This window comes from Acinetobacter sp. YH12201 (assembly GCF_013418145.1).
Taxonomy (GTDB): domain Bacteria; phylum Pseudomonadota; class Gammaproteobacteria; order Pseudomonadales; family Moraxellaceae; genus Acinetobacter.
The window spans coordinates 1-14,748 of sequence record NZ_VPCP01000025.1; the positions used below are offsets into that span (position 1 = coordinate 1).

Annotated in this window: 18 protein-coding genes; 10 read left to right on the forward strand and 8 right to left on the reverse strand. The window is 40.5% G+C overall.

Annotation, left to right across the window (positions count from 1 at the left end; translation table 11 throughout):
* Positions 1-254 precede the first annotated feature (254 nt).
* A complete protein-coding gene (locus tag FTU91_RS06885) occupies positions 255-608 on the forward strand; it encodes a YnfA family protein (protein ID WP_180043421.1) in 354 nt (117 codons plus the stop codon).
* Positions 609-633: 25 nt separating this feature from the next.
* On the opposite strand, the gene FTU91_RS06890 is transcribed toward FTU91_RS06885, so the two are convergent.
* The 3 genes from FTU91_RS06890 to FTU91_RS06900 form a co-directional block, all read right to left on the reverse strand.
* Positions 634-1,104, reverse strand: a complete 471-nt coding sequence (locus FTU91_RS06890) for a hypothetical protein (RefSeq protein ID WP_180043423.1) — start codon at positions 1,102-1,104, stop codon at positions 634-636.
* Between the two features lie 100 nt (positions 1,105-1,204).
* Positions 1,205-2,125 carry an ornithine carbamoyltransferase gene (gene argF / locus FTU91_RS06895; RefSeq protein ID WP_180043425.1) on the reverse strand — a complete coding sequence of 307 codons (921 nt, stop codon included), beginning with the start codon at positions 2,123-2,125 and terminating at the stop codon, positions 1,205-1,207.
* Between the two features lie 114 nt (positions 2,126-2,239).
* Entirely contained in the window at positions 2,240-2,890 is a 651-nt protein-coding gene (locus FTU91_RS06900) for a TetR/AcrR family transcriptional regulator (protein ID WP_086196325.1), read from the reverse strand.
* 335 nt (positions 2,891-3,225) lie between these two features.
* Here FTU91_RS06900 and prpB point away from each other — a divergent pair, with 335 nt between their 5' ends.
* On the forward strand, positions 3,226-4,101 hold the full coding sequence (gene prpB / locus FTU91_RS06905; protein ID WP_086174234.1) for a methylisocitrate lyase: 876 nt from the start codon (positions 3,226-3,228) through the stop codon (positions 4,099-4,101).
* Between the two features lie 37 nt (positions 4,102-4,138).
* Positions 4,139-5,275 (forward strand): 2-methylcitrate synthase, encoded by a 1,137-nt coding sequence (prpC, locus tag FTU91_RS06910; RefSeq protein WP_180043427.1) that lies wholly within the window; start codon positions 4,139-4,141, stop codon positions 5,273-5,275.
* Between the two features lie 33 nt (positions 5,276-5,308).
* On the opposite strand, the gene FTU91_RS06915 is transcribed toward prpC, so the two are convergent.
* From FTU91_RS06915 to FTU91_RS06925, 3 genes are all read right to left on the reverse strand, one after another.
* A complete protein-coding gene (locus tag FTU91_RS06915) occupies positions 5,309-5,932 on the reverse strand; it encodes an aminotransferase (protein WP_180081580.1) in 624 nt (207 codons plus the stop codon).
* A gap of 2 nt (positions 5,933-5,934) precedes the next feature.
* A complete protein-coding gene (locus FTU91_RS06920) occupies positions 5,935-6,411 on the reverse strand; it encodes a CinA family protein (protein ID WP_180081582.1) in 477 nt (158 codons plus the stop codon).
* Positions 6,412-6,675: 264 nt separating this feature from the next.
* Positions 6,676-7,095 (reverse strand): internalin, encoded by a 420-nt coding sequence (locus tag FTU91_RS06925; protein WP_180081584.1) that lies wholly within the window; start codon positions 7,093-7,095, stop codon positions 6,676-6,678.
* Between the two features lie 226 nt (positions 7,096-7,321).
* On the opposite strand from FTU91_RS06925, the gene FTU91_RS06930 reads away from it, so the two are divergent.
* The 7 genes from FTU91_RS06930 (at position 7,322) to FTU91_RS06960 (ending at position 14,279) form a co-directional block, all read left to right on the forward strand.
* A complete protein-coding gene (locus FTU91_RS06930; protein WP_180043435.1) occupies positions 7,322-8,962 on the forward strand; it encodes a CTP synthase in 1,641 nt (546 codons plus the stop codon).
* A 32-nt stretch (positions 8,963-8,994) separates the two neighbouring features.
* The gene (gene kdsA / locus FTU91_RS06935) at positions 8,995-9,852 is read left to right on the forward strand and encodes a 3-deoxy-8-phosphooctulonate synthase (protein WP_180081586.1); all 858 of its coding nucleotides are present in this window, start codon (positions 8,995-8,997) and stop codon (positions 9,850-9,852) included.
* 60 nt (positions 9,853-9,912) lie between these two features.
* Positions 9,913-11,202 (forward strand): phosphopyruvate hydratase, encoded by a 1,290-nt coding sequence (eno, locus tag FTU91_RS06940; RefSeq protein WP_086196318.1) that lies wholly within the window; start codon positions 9,913-9,915, stop codon positions 11,200-11,202.
* Positions 11,203-11,211: 9 nt separating this feature from the next.
* Positions 11,212-11,616, forward strand: coding sequence for a septum formation initiator family protein (locus FTU91_RS06945; RefSeq protein ID WP_180043436.1), 405 nt, complete (start codon positions 11,212-11,214; stop codon positions 11,614-11,616).
* Positions 11,606-12,304: a 2-C-methyl-D-erythritol 4-phosphate cytidylyltransferase gene (gene ispD / locus FTU91_RS06950; protein ID WP_180043438.1), complete on the forward strand. Its 699-nt coding sequence runs from the start codon at positions 11,606-11,608 to the stop codon at positions 12,302-12,304. The genes FTU91_RS06945 and ispD overlap by 11 nt, the downstream gene beginning before the upstream one ends.
* Before the next feature lie 101 nt (positions 12,305-12,405).
* Positions 12,406-13,542, forward strand: coding sequence for a rod shape-determining protein RodA (rodA, locus tag FTU91_RS06955; RefSeq protein ID WP_180043440.1), 1,137 nt, complete (start codon positions 12,406-12,408; stop codon positions 13,540-13,542).
* 62 nt (positions 13,543-13,604) lie between these two features.
* On the forward strand, positions 13,605-14,279 hold the full coding sequence (locus FTU91_RS06960; RefSeq protein WP_180081588.1) for a hypothetical protein: 675 nt from the start codon (positions 13,605-13,607) through the stop codon (positions 14,277-14,279).
* Positions 14,280-14,325: 46 nt separating this feature from the next.
* Here the strand turns inward: FTU91_RS06960 and FTU91_RS06965 are convergent, their stop codons facing one another.
* Entirely contained in the window at positions 14,326-14,622 is a 297-nt protein-coding gene (locus FTU91_RS06965) for a cyd operon YbgE family protein (protein ID WP_086196312.1), read from the reverse strand.
* A 3-nt stretch (positions 14,623-14,625) separates the two neighbouring features.
* Entirely contained in the window at positions 14,626-14,727 is a 102-nt protein-coding gene (cydX, locus tag FTU91_RS06970) for a cytochrome bd-I oxidase subunit CydX (RefSeq protein ID WP_002120988.1), read from the reverse strand.
* Positions 14,728-14,748: the final 21 nt, after the last annotated feature.

Genomic DNA, 14,748 nt, shown 5'->3' on the forward strand with positions numbered 1-14,748 from the left:
TGTTCAAATGGCTATTCTACGTTTGATTGGTTTTGGAAAAAAAGAAGAATTTAAGAAAGTGCTAGCAATTTTAAGAAAGAAAAAGCCTGATAGGACAAGGATCCTATGAAATTTGTCGTGTACAGAGAAATAACTCATAAAAAACCCGTGTTCGCACGGGTTTTTATTTGCTTCAATCTAAATTTTTTGTGTTTTACCTCAAGTATGATTTTCAAAATCTTTAGAAAAATGAAATCGGATGTAACCTTTAATTTATGGATATTCAAATTACCAAAGTTTTAAACATGGTCTTTTTATTTCTTGTCACTGCTGTGATGGAAATTCTGGGGTGTTATTTTCCCTATCTTATTTTAAATCAGGGAAAAACTCAGTGGTTTTGGATTCCAGCGGTCCTGGCACTGGCTACATTTGTCTGGTTACTCACTCTACATCCTGCTGCATCGGGACGAATTTACGCAGCCTATGGTGGAATTTATATTTTTACCGCACTGATGTGGTTAAGATTTGTTGATCAGGTGGCATTAAGTCGCTGGGATTTACTGGGCGGAATTGTAGTGATGATTGGGGCAAGCATTATTATTTTACAACCGCAAGGTTTGATACGTTAGTTAGCCTAACGTATCAGACAGCTTTTTAAAAAGAACATTCACTGTTCTTAATCTTAAAGTCATAGTTTTTACTTTCGGATGACAGCTTTAATTCAACATGATAGGGATTTACACGTTGAAATTCATTTTCAAACAACAAGCTGCAGTTCTGCAAAATATTTTTTCTCAGCAGTTTTTTGACTTCCTTTTCACCAACATCTTGGGCAAACTGGGTAAAATCAGGCGTGGTGATAATGCCTTCAATTTTTACCCCATTCGCGCTCATTTGGTATTTTTCCATCAGCATGTTTTGATCGATCTGGAAAGGCAATGTGCGCGAATCTTCATCACTGATGACATCTAAAATCTCATTCAGCGCTTTATGGTCTTTAATTTTATAAGATGAATCCAGAATCTGCTTTTTAACAAAATATTGGTCGAGCTCGGTGGCTTTGGCATGTGCGGTATTAAATATAAGAAAAGTGCTTAAACATAAAAATATTGTTTTAAATGGCATGATCATCATCACTGAGAATACTTATGATTTAAATTAAACAATTTATAGGCATAAAAAAAGCACCCGAAGGTACTTTTTTAGAAAACTTGAGGCTGAAAATTTAATCTTTCTTTAAATTTTCATTAATTAAGAATTCAACCAGTGCTTTTTGTGCATGCAGGCGGTTTTCAGCTTCATCCCAAACCACAGCATTTTTGTGATCAAGCATGTTTTCTGAGATTTCTTCGCCACGGTGAGCTGGCAAGCAGTGCATGAATAAGCAATCTGGGTGAGCAAGGTCCATTAAGCGTTCATTGACCTGATAATCAGCAAAGGCTTGTTCACGGATTTTTTGCTCTTCTTCCTGTCCCATGCTTGCCCAGACATCAGTCACAATCAGATCGGCATTTACCGCAGCATCTTCAGCTGAATCGACAAGTTCTACACAGTGGGCAAATTCAGTCAGGAATTTTTCTTGTGGTTCATAGCCTTTAGGCGCAGCAATTTTTAATTTAAAGCCCCACATGTGTGCAGCTTCAATATAAGAGTTGCACATGTTGTTGCCATCACCAATCCAGGCAACGGTTTTACCTTCAATTGAACCACGGTGTTCAAGGTAAGTTTGCATGTCAGCCAATAGTTGGCAAGGGTGGTGATCATCTGTTAATGCATTGATTACAGGTACTTTTGAGTAAGAAGCAAAACGCTCAACGATATCATGGCCGAAAGTACGGATCATTACGATATCCAGCATGCTTGATATTACGCGTGCCGAATCTTCAACTGGCTCACCGCGACCAAGTTGGGAGTCACGTGAAGAAAGAAAGATTGCGCTACCACCGAATTGACTCATGCCAGCTTCAAACGAAACACGTGTACGAGTACTCGATTTTTCAAAAATCATACCCATGACTTTACCAACGAAAGGTTGGAAAACTTCATTGTTATGCTGCTTACGCTTGAGTTCGATCCCGCGTTGCAAAATTTGGTTAAGTTCTAAAGTCGATAAATCACGTAAAGTTAGAAAGTGACGGAGAGCCATCATTTACTCCACAATAACCGCTGAAAATAAATTATCAGTAATTAGTTGCTGGTTGGTTAAGAAAAAAATACGGAATCGGCTAATATACTATATGCGAGGCAAATTGCAAAAAATCTAACGGGGTTGATGGCCTTCCAGAAAGCGATCTACACAATAAGTAATGTAATTGATGGTTTCTTGATCATTTTCACGAATTGGTACACCCATGAGCACGCACCATTCAATATTGCGGATAATGCCAAAATATAGTTGAGCAGAATAAATCGGTTGTTTACAGTGAATAATCCCGATTTCATCGGCTTTGGTTAGCGCATTGGCTATGGCGATTTGAATATGCTTTGGACCCTGTTCGTGAATGTAAAGAGCAAGCTGTGGGCTGCGCTGTGTCTGTTCAATAATTAAACGAAGGAAAGCTACATTTTCTGGAAGCATCAAGTGTTGCTTAACATTTATCAGGGTTTGGATTAAATAGACACGAAGATCATCTTTACCGTGTTCAAAAGGGATACAGATATCTTTAAAAAACTGTTCCCGACGATAATCACAAATTGCTTTGAATAAGCCTTCTTTATTGCCAAAGTATTTATAGATTGAAGCTTTAGATCCGCCTGCGTGTTGCACAATATCATCCAGTGATACTGCATCGTAACCACGTTCTAAAAACAGGTCGGTTGCACTGACTAATAATGCCACACATCGCTCATGACCACGCTTGGTTGGTGGTATATCTTTACCTAAAGGAGCTAAATGGGCGATTTTATGCATATTGGATAAAAAACTAACAATTAAATAGGAGGGAGATTGTTATTATAACAAATATATGTACAGCGTGCTGTGTAGAAGTGTACTCGCGTACGGCATGATTTGAACTGAAAAAGTCATTTTTTAGAAAATAGCTCAAATTTAGCTTATTTAGAATACAAAAAAGCTGTGTTTATCAAAAATAAATAATATCTAATATCACGAAAATTTATTGTGCAATAAATTTGAGAATTATTTGACTAAAGTTATAGAGTAAAAATTCTAAAGAGTCATGGCCAAACAGGAGTTTATGGATATACTCAAACTTCGATAAATAAAGTGAAACTGTGGAAAGGAAGATGACACAACAAATGTCTGCAGGCTTAAGATTTAGACAAGCACTGGAAGTTGAAAAGCCATTACAAATTATCGGCACAGTGAATGCCTATGCAGCCATGATGGCGAAAGAAGTGGGTTATAAAGCCATTTATGTATCGGGCGCAGGAGTTGCCAACTATTCTTACGGATTGCCTGACTTGGGTATGACCAGTTTGGACAATGTTCTGGAAGATGTACGTCGTATCACTGAGCGTGTCGATACGCCTTTACTTGTAGATATTGATACGGGATGGGGCGGAGCATTTAATATCGCCCGTACTGTTAAACAGATGATTGCGGCTGGTGCTGCAGCCGTTCATATTGAAGATCAGGTTGCACAAAAGCGTTGTGGTCACCGTCCAAACAAGGAAATTGTGACCCAGCAGGAAATGGTTGACCGTATTAAAGCAGCGGTGGATGCCAAGACTGATTCAAACTTTGTGGTGATGGCGCGTACCGATGCCTTGCAAAAAGAAGGTTTACAAGCGGTGATTGACCGTGCATGTGCATGTGTTGAAGCTGGTGCGGATGCAATCTTTGCTGAAGCGATGACTGACATTACCATGTATCGTACAGTGTGTGATGCTGTAGGTGTGCCTGTATTGGCAAATATTACCGAATTTGGTGATACGCCTTATTACACCGTAGATGAGTTGGGTGAACAAGGTATTCGTATGGTACTTTATCCACTGTCTGCGACACGTGCAATGCAGAAAGCGGCATTGGAAGTGATGCGTTCTATCCGTGAAAACGGTACGCAAGTGAATGTATTGGACAAGATGCAACAGCGTAAAGAGCTTTACGAGTTTCTTGATTATCATACGTTTGAGAACACTTTAGATAAACTGTTTAAATAAATTTTTTAAATAAATAATTCAAAATGGAGAATTAAAAATGGCTGAAGGAAAAGTACTGACAGGTGCAGGATTACGTGGACAGGTTGCAGGTAAAACCGCACTTTCTACTGTTGGTAAGAGTGGCGCAGGCTTAACCTATCGTGGTTATGATGTGCAGGATCTGGCGGAAAATTGCCAATTTGAAGAAGTGGCTTATCTTATCTTCTTTGGTGAATTGCCAACGACTGAACAGCTTGCGGCTTATAAGGCCAAATTGAAATCTTTACGTCAGCTTCCACAAGCGTTGAAAGAAGTGTTGGAACGCATTCCGGCAGATTCGCATCCGATGGATGTGATGCGTACCGGTGTGTCCATGCTAGGCAACTTGGAAACTGAAAAATCTTTTGATGAGCAGCAAGATGTTGCCGACCGTATTTTGGCGACTTTACCTGCAATTATTTGCTATTGGTATCGTTATAGCCACGATGGCGTGCGCATTGAAGAAAATACCGATGATGATTCAATTGGTGCACAATTCCTGCATTTACTGCGTGGTGAAAAACCGAATGAATTGCATGAACAGGTGATGAATGTGTCGCTGATTCTTTATGCAGAGCATGAATTCAACGCATCTACATTTACTGCGCGCGTGTGTGCATCTACGTTGTCTGATATGCACTCATGTATTACTGGTGCTATTGGTTCACTTCGTGGTCCATTACATGGCGGTGCCAATGAAGCAGCGATGGAAATGATTGAAAACTGGACCTCTCCAGAAGAAGCCGAACGCGAAATGCTGGGTAAGCTGGAGCGTAAAGAAAAGATCATGGGCTTTGGTCATGCAATCTATAAAGACAATGACCCACGTAATGGCATCATCAAAATCTGGTCTGAGCGTTTAGCTCAAGATGTCGGTGATACAGTACTTTACCCGGTATCAGTACGCTGTGAAGAGGTGATGTGGCGCGAGAAGAAATTGTTCTGTAATGCAGACTTCTTCCATGCATCTGCTTACCACTTCATGGGGATTGCAACCAAATTGTTCACACCAATCTTTGTAATGAGCCGTGTAACAGGCTGGGCAGCCCATGTAATGGAACAGCGTGCAGACAACCGTATTATTCGTCCAAGTGCGGATTATACCGGCCCTGAACTGCGTAAAGTGGTTCCAATTGCAGAGCGTACTGTAGCTTAAGATAAAAGCATGAATAAAGCCTCTTCGGAGGCTTTATTTTTTTGCAGTCAGTAAAACTGGATCTTCAATGGTGTAACCTGTTTCAAAAGGAATGCCCAGGTATTTAACCACCGCTAATATCTTCTGTTGCCGGGGAATCTTATAAGCTTGGGATATGCTTAATCCGTGGCGATAATCGATTGCCTGATGGATCTGGCTTTTCAAGCTTTGACTGCTGAGTTGGTATGTATAAGTATATTTCGGAATATATTCTTTCGGATCATAGCAAGATTTTTCTTTAGAGGTGATTTTCTTTAATACCTGAATCTTGATGCTTGATTTAGGTAGTGGTGCAAGAGGGTTAAGCCGCTTTTTAATTTTTACTATTTCCTTATCGAACTGCCGACTATCTTGGTCATAATCAATTTTCCTGGTTTTAGGATTAATATATAGCGAATTCACCTGAATCAGCTTTGCCGGTTGCTGGGTATTTTTAAACTGATAATAATAAAGCTGCGGTAGGCGACCACGACCATCAAGATAATGTTTAAGCAGATAGACTTTTTGCTCTTTGTTTTCATAGCCCAATACTTCGATATTTTGAGGACCACCTACGGTTGCAAAACTGCTGCATGGCAGCAGGATTAATCCGAATGTGAACATTTTGAGTTTAAACATCACTAAACACTCTGAATAAGTTTGATGATTTCATCTGCTATATATTGAGTTAAAACATCAAGGCGTTTTAATGGTGTGCCCTCAATAAAATATTGAAAATTGTGTGTTTTATTTAAATATAAAATTGAGGTGAAAAATGTGCCTTCAGGTTTATTTTCTGTTGCGCTACCGCCAGGTTTCAGTAAACCTGTGCAAGCAACAATAATATCAGCTTGAGTAAAGAGATTTTTTCCTTGCCTTGCCATTGCTTCTGTAACTTCAGCAGATTCCGCAGTGTATTTTTCTATAAGCTTGGCATCAATATGCAGGATATTGATTTTGATTGATGGATCATAACTGACCAGCCCACCCAGTAAAATCTCTGCGCCACTGTTTTTGCAAATAGAAAACTGACTGGAAAGATAGCCCGAACTGGCACTTTCAATAAAAGCAATTTTTAAATGATGTGTTTCGAGCAAATCACAACATTGTTTTAGCATAGGTTTTTGTCTCAAAATCAATACTATTTAGTTTAAATTTTTTTATCTTGGGTAGACTTCACTCAAAAATATGGTGAAAGACAAAAAATCAGTTTTTCATTTTTCGGTTCGTGTTTTTTAAATCGATGTTCTTTGTGCTTAACTTTATCTCGATTGTTTTTAAATAAAAAGTTTATTTAGAATCTATAAATTATTTTCGATCTCTGGTAAACAAACCACAATAAAAAACCCGCCATAAAGACGGGTCTTTGAAGCTGACTGAATTTATTGATCCAAAGCAGGAGTCGCAGCAGCAATCGCAGCAGCAACGGCATCATCTTCAGACTGAGCTTCATTATTTGATTTGGTGGGGGCTTCTGAAGCTGGTTTTGGTTGGGCTTTTGGTGCTTCAGCTTGAGCAGTTTCAGTTGTAGTCTGTTGAGGAGCTTCACGCACTTCACGACGAATGACTGTAGTTGTATTTGGCGTTTCTTCACGTTCAACTTCTACCTGCGCTGGAGCTTGAGCGTTGTTATCTTCCATAGCTTCCAAAGGTACAGCTTCTGCAGGCTGATTCATTTGTTCAGTTTGCTCGGTTGTTTCAACCTGTTCTTGCTCATCTTCTTTTGGAGTTTCTTTTTTTACACATGCTGTTAAAAGTAAACTTGCTGCAATAGCACCACAAAGTAAAAGTTTGTTATTCATAATCGCACAAAATAAAGCATTAATTGGATGTTGCTATTATAACAGCAAATACAAATATAAAAATCCTATCAGCTTACCCTAATTTTTTATCGGAAATGCTGATAGAATAACCAATTGTTTATTGTTCTATGAATTGATGCGGAATGACTTTGCTTTATTGGTACAGAGTAAAGTAAAATCGCACAACATTGTAGGCCAATTTAGGCTCCATTGTACGAGAAACTTAATGACCCATTTTATTTTCGTTACTGGTGGTGTTGTATCATCACTAGGTAAAGGTATTTCAGCTGCATCTGTGGCTGCGCTTTTAGAAGCCCGTGGTTTAAAAGTGACCATGGTCAAAATGGATCCATACATTAATGTCGATCCAGGAACGATGAGTCCGTTCCAACACGGTGAAGTTTTTGTCACAGAGGATGGTGCTGAAACTGACTTAGACTTGGGTTATTACGAACGTTTCTTACGTCGTGCGAAAATGACCAAACTGAACAACTTCACATCAGGTCGTGTTTATCAGGATGTTTTAAATAAAGAACGCCGTGGTGACTATCTGGGTGGTACTGTTCAGGTTATTCCACATATTACCGATAATATTAAAGAACGTGTGCTTCGCGCTGGCGAAGGCTATGACGTCGCAATTGTGGAAATTGGCGGAACAGTAGGTGACATCGAATCTCTCCCGTTCATGGAATCTGTACGTCAGTTAATGGTAGAGCTTGGTCATAAACGTACCATGTTGATGCACTTGACTTTACTTCCATACATCAAGTCAGCAGCAGAACTGAAAACCAAACCGACTCAGCACTCAGTGAAAGAGTTGTTATCGATTGGTATTCAACCAGATATTTTAATCTGCCGTACCGAGCATGATGTTGATGCAGATACAACCCGTAAAATTGCATTATTCACTAACGTGGAAGCGCGTGCGGTTGTGGTCTGTAAAGATGCACGTACTATTTATCAAATCCCGCGTACGTTCTATGAACAGGATGTTGACGATTTAATTTGTGAACGTTTTGGTTATAACGACCTGCCTGAAGCGGATCTTTCAGACTGGGACAATGTTGTAGAAGCTTTATTAAACCCTGAATACACAGTACGTGTGGCGATGGTAGGTAAATACGTTGAGCTTCCAGATGCATATAAATCTGTAAACGAAGCACTTCTTCATGCGGGCATTAAAAACCGTGTCAAAGTCCAAATTGACTATGTCAATGCTGAAGATCTTGAAAGCCAAGATGTGAATGAAGCGCTTAAAGATGCAGATGCCATTCTGGTTCCGGGCGGTTTTGGTGAGCGTGGTACTGAAGGCAAAATGCTGGCAATTAAATATGCACGTGAAAACGGTGTGCCATTCCTTGGTATCTGTTTAGGTATGCAGTTGGCAGTGATCGAATACGCGCGTAACGTAGCGGGTATCACGGATGCGTCATCCACAGAATTCAACCGTTCAACCAAATCACCTTTAATTGGTTTGATTACCGAATGGCTGGATGAGCGTGGCGAAGTTCAACAGCGTTCTGTAGATTCTGATCTTGGCGGAACCATGCGTCTAGGTGCGCAAAAATCTGAGCTGGTTGCAGGTACAAAAACTGCAGAAGTGTATGGTTCGAATGAAATTATCGAACGTCACCGTCACCGTTATGAAATGAACAACCGTTTCATTCCTGCGCTAGAAGAGAAAGGTCTGAAGATTTCAGGTTATTCACCAGTACAACATTTGGTAGAAACAGTTGAAATTCCTCAACATCCTTGGTTTATTGCTGTACAATTCCACCCGGAATTTACAAGTTCACCACGTGATGGGCACCCATTATTTGCCAGCTTTATTGATGCTGCGAAAAAACAGTACCAAAAAACCAAATAATGGCTGGGCAAGACTAAACTAGGAAAGTTTAAATGTCGCAATTAAAACCACAAGAAATTGTACGTTTAGGCGATATACAAATGGCAAATCACTTGCCATTTGTATTATTCGGCGGAATGAATGTACTTGAGTCAAAAGACCTTGCTTTTGAAATTGCAGAAACTTATGTTGATATCTGCAAACGTCTGGAAATTCCTTACGTGTTTAAAGCAAGTTTTGATAAAGCCAACCGTTCAAGCTTGAACTCTTTCCGTGGCCCAGGCTTGGAAAAAGGGATCGAGTGGTTAGCAGACATTAAAAAACACTTCAATGTACCCATCATTACTGATGTACATGAACCTTATCAGGCTGCACCTGTTGCTGAAGTGGCGGATATTATCCAGCTTCCAGCATTCTTGAGCCGTCAGACTGATCTGGTTGAAGCTATGGCAAAAACCGATGCCATCATCAATATCAAAAAAGCACAATTCCTTGCGCCACACGAAATGCGCCATATTTTGCATAAGTGTCTGGAAGCCGGAAATGACAAGCTGATTCTTTGTGAACGTGGTTCGGCCTTTGGCTATAACAACCTGGTTGTAGATATGCTGGGCTTCGACATCATGAAAGAAATGAATGTGCCTGTATTCTTTGATGTCACCCATGCGCTGCAAACTCCAGGTGGGCGTGCAGACTCTGCGGGCGGTCGCCGTGCGCAAATTACCACTTTGGCTCGTGCGGGTATGGCCACTGGTCTGGCTGGTTTATTCTTGGAAGCTCATCCAGATCCAGAACATGCTAAATGTGATGGTCCTTGTGCACTTCGTATGTCGCAACTGGAGCCATTCCTGGCGCAGCTGAAAGAATTGGATACCTTGGTTAAAGGTTTCAAAAAGTTAGATACATACTAAATCATATACACCTTGATGCCTTCTAAAGCATCGCGTTATTCATCAACTGAGGAATTGTTCATGAGTCAAATCGTTGACATTCGTGCACGTGAAATTTTGGACTCTCGTGGTAACCCAACCATCGAAGCAGACGTAATCTTGGCATCTGGCGTAGTTGGCCGTGCATGTGCACCATCTGGTGCTTCAACTGGTTCTCGTGAAGCTTTAGAACTTCGTGACGGCGATAAAGCGCGTTACTTGGGTAAAGGCGTTAAAACTGCAGTTAACAACGTTAACACAGTAATTCGTGACGCATTGTTGGGTAAATCAGTCTTTGAACAAAAAGATATTGATAACACCATGATCGCGCTTGACGGTACAGAAAACAAAGAAAAACTAGGTGCGAACGCAACTCTAGCGGTATCTTTGGCTGCTGCACGTGCTGCTGCTGACGAAAAGAAAATTCCTCTTTTCCAATACATCGCAGACCTTCGTAACAACAGCATTTTAACTATGCCTGTTCCAATGATGAACATCCTTAACGGTGGTTCACACGCAGACAACAACGTTGACATTCAAGAGTTTATGATTGAGCCAGTTGGCTTTACTTCATTCTCTGAAGCGTTACGTGCGGGTGCTGAAATCTTCCATTCTTTAAAATCAGTTTTAAAGAAACAAGGTTTGAATACTGCGGTGGGTGATGAAGGTGGTTTTGCACCAAACTTACGTTCAAATGAAGAAGCGATTACTGTAATCCTTTCTGCGATTGAGCAAACGGGTTATAAAGCGGGTTCTGATATTATGCTTGCACTTGACTGCGCATCTTCAGAATTCTACAAAGATGGTCAGTACATTCTTGCTGGCGAAGGCAACAAAGCATTCACAAGCAACCAGTTCTCTGACTACCTTGCGGGTCTTGTAAACCAATACCCAATCATCTCGATTGAAGATGGCCTGGATGAGTCTGACTGGGAAGGCTGGTCTTACCTGACTTCTATCCTTGGCGACAAGATCCAGTTGGTGGGTGATGACCTGTTCGTAACCAATCCAAAAATCCTTCAACGCGGTATCAATGAGAAAGTTGCTAACTCTATCTTGATCAAATACAACCAGATCGGTACCTTGACTGAAACTCTAGATGCTATCTATCTTGCGAAAGCAAATGGTTACTCTACAGTAATTTCTCACCGTTCAGGCGAAACTGAAGATTCGACTATTGCTGATCTTGCAGTAGGTACAGCAGCGGGTCAAATCAAGACAGGTTCACTTTGCCGTTCTGACCGTGTAGCAAAATATAACCAATTACTTCGTATCGAAGAATTGACTAAAGCTGCATATCGCGGTAAAGCTGAGTTCAAAGGTTTGAACTAAGCACATATCATGCTATCTCTATTCAATGTATTTGACTCCAAAGTGAGTAAAGCATTATTGGGCCTTGCGATCATTTTGATCGCAGGGTTTCAGTACTTATTCTGGTTTGGTGAAGGTGGTTACCATGACCATCAAAAACTGGCTGAAAAAATTCAACAACAAACAGAATTAAATACGGAACTTAAAGAACGTAACCGAGTTCTCGCTGCTGAAGTTTATGACTTGAAAAATGGTATTGAAGCCATTGAAGAGCATGCGCGTTTAGACTTGGGCTTGATCAAGCCGCATGAAACTTTTGTACAAATGAGTACTATTAGTACAAACTATAAGCCTATTTATATTGATCCAAATGCCAAAGCAGATTTAAGAACCAATGAAAATGAAACTGGAGCACCCGTAGAAAGTGCACCATAAAATTTGGGCAGTTATTCCTGCTGCTGGTTCCGGAAGTCGTTTTTCTAAAACTGAACTTAAACAATATCAACAGATTCAAGATCTAACCGTACTTGAGCATACCGTTGCACGTCTGAATCAGTTGCCTTTGGCAGGTTATGTTCTGGCTATTGGTACACAGGATGATGTTGCAAAAACCTTGACATTCTCCCATCCTGAAAAGGCTCATTTTTGTCCGGGTGGCGCAGAACGGGTGAATTCGGTTCTGAATGCCTTAAGCTATCTTGAAGCATTTGCAGCTGAAGAGGATTGGGTATTGGTACATGATGCCGCACGTCCTTGTGTGACCCAAGACTGCTTGCAGCTGTTGGTGAATACGGCTATTCAGGAAAATTGCAGTGCGATTTTGGCGATTCCCGTTCGTGACACCTTAAAATATGTTGCACATGCAAATACAATTGCCAAGACAGTTAGTCGAGACCATTTATGGCAAGCTCAGACACCCCAAATCTCAAGATTAGGTATCTTAAAACATGCCATTGAAAAAGCATTGCAGGATGGTATGACCATTACCGATGAAGCCAGTGCTCTGGAGTACGTGGGTGAACCAGTAAAAGTGGTACAGGGTCGATCAGATAATATTAAAATTACCTATGCCGATGATCTGGAGTTGGCACGTTTAATCTTAGCCTCCCAGCAAGCAGTTTAAAGTCTACAAGATAAAAATGCAGAAATATGGGACTTAATGATGTTATTTAAACACTTTAAACTTATAATTTGCGCTGTCTCTAGCTTGTTCAAATATTTCAAATGATACCATCCCCCCAGTATCGTTTTTTACGTCACTCTTTACGTGATGGTAGAAGCATTAAACATGACTCATCCAGATGGGCCAAATTACACTTGGATCCATGGCTGCTTTCTTTTCTGGTATTGAATTCAATATTGGGATTGATGGTGGTTTATAGCGCAACTCTGCAAGATAGCAGTATGGTGATTCGTCAGGCCACCAGTTTTGGTGTCGGTTTCATCCTCATGTTTTTATGTGCCCAGGTTCCGCCAAAAGTTTATCAGGCGGTCAGTCCATATTTTTATATGCTGGGCATGGTGCTACTGGTGCTGGTTCTGGTGATTGGTGATACGCGTTTGGGGGCAAAGCGCTGGCTGACGGTTCCGGGCATTGGTAGTATGCAGCCCAGTGAAATCATGAAATTTGCCATGCCGCTGATGATGGCATGGTATTTTTCACGTCGTGTATTTCCACCTACCTTTTTGCAGATCGTGACTGGGCTCATCCTGATGATGATTCCGTTTGTACTGGTGGCACTACAACCAGATTTGAACATTGGTCTGATTATTCCCGGTGTTTTTGTCTTGTTTCTGTGTGGCATGTCTTGGCGTTTGATTCTGGGAGCTCTGACGGCTTTGGCTGTTGCAGCACCGGTTTTATGGATGTTTGTACTGCAAACCTATCAAAAGAAACGTATCTTGACCTTATTTGATCCTGAGTCCGATGCATTGGGTGCTGGCTGGAACATCATCCAGTCCAAAATTGCTATTGGTTCTGGGGGGTTAACCGGGAAAGGATATTTGACCGGTACTCAGTCGCATTTGGGTTACTTGCCTGAAAATCATACCGACTTCATTATGTCTGCCTATGCTGAAGAATATGGCTTTGTCGGGGTATTTTTATTATTTAGTCTGTTTGCTGCAATTATTATCCGTTGCTTGATGATTGGCTTGAATAGTTTTCATAATTTTGGACGCTTATATGCGGGTGCTATCGGGCTGACGTTCTTTTTCTTTGTATTTTTAAACTCAGGAATGGCCAGCGGAATTTTACCTGTAACTGGGGACCCTCTGCCACTGATGAGTTATGGTGGCTCGGCAGTAATTTCATTACTGGCGAGTATGGGGATTGTGATGTCGATCCATACCCATCGTTGATGTTGATATTAATATTAAAAAGCTAGATTTGATCTGGCTTTTTTATTTTTGGGGGAAAATAAATGGATTTATTTGAACAATCAATGACGATGGTTAATGAATTAAATCAAGAATTATCGCAGTCTGAATTTGTAGATGGCGGGCTACGTCTAGATTTAGTATATCAGTGTTGTGACATATCGATTGAACATGGATTAGCGGTTAAAACATTATTAGAAACTGAACTGTTTATATCGGCTCTTGCGTTGTTTCGTACACAATTTGAATCTTTAGTGCGTGCTTATTGGATATTATTTGTAGCAACGGATGAGCAAGTGTGTGAGTTGGGCGTGCTGGATTCAATAGAGCAGCTTACTTTAAAGGAACATAAAAGTATTAGCCGTTTTACTGCAACGCCGATGATTGAAGCTTTGAAGGAAATTCAGGAAATCAAGCATATTGTCGCTCAACTCGAAGAGTTCAAGTTATTCTCTTTGGATTATCTTAATTCAATTGTACATAGTGGGAAGCAAACATTTTTGCGTCACACCTTTGGTTTGGGTGATGAACACAAAAAATTGATTATTAAGCAATCTAACAATTTAACAATGATGAGTGCACAGATTTATTTAAAACATACTTTGCCTGATCGTCAAAAGCTTATTCAGATTTTTCTTCAAAAGTATCGTGAATGTTTTATGTTGCCTGAAGATATATCGAAAGAAGAGCGGGAAAAGATTTTAGCGCGTTATAAGTAGATGTAAAAAAGCCCACAAATGTGGGCTTTTTAGAACGTTTAAAGAATTAGGTGAGGAACCAGGTGTAATAACCCCAGATCATCAATGGCCATGCGATATATGGACTAAATAGCCATTTCCACAGCCAAAACTTAGGCAGAAATCCTACGCCGTAAATAAATCCACCTGAAATGCCAATCATGATCATCATCAAGGCTCTATGATTATAGTGACCATTGGCATCGAGCATGAGGGCTGGGTGAATTAGCAACACCGTAGCAAGAGGCAATGCCATCAAAAATGAAATGGCCATTACAAATTTATTTGGCTTGCTTCCTTCTGCTGTCATTGCGATCTCTGTCATTGTTTATTCCTCATCCAAATCTTGATGATGTTCGATATAAAGGGCACTTAATACGCCTGCAAAGCACGCCATTAAAATCCCGAGAATCCATGCGAAATACCACATAATTTTATCTCCTAAAACACA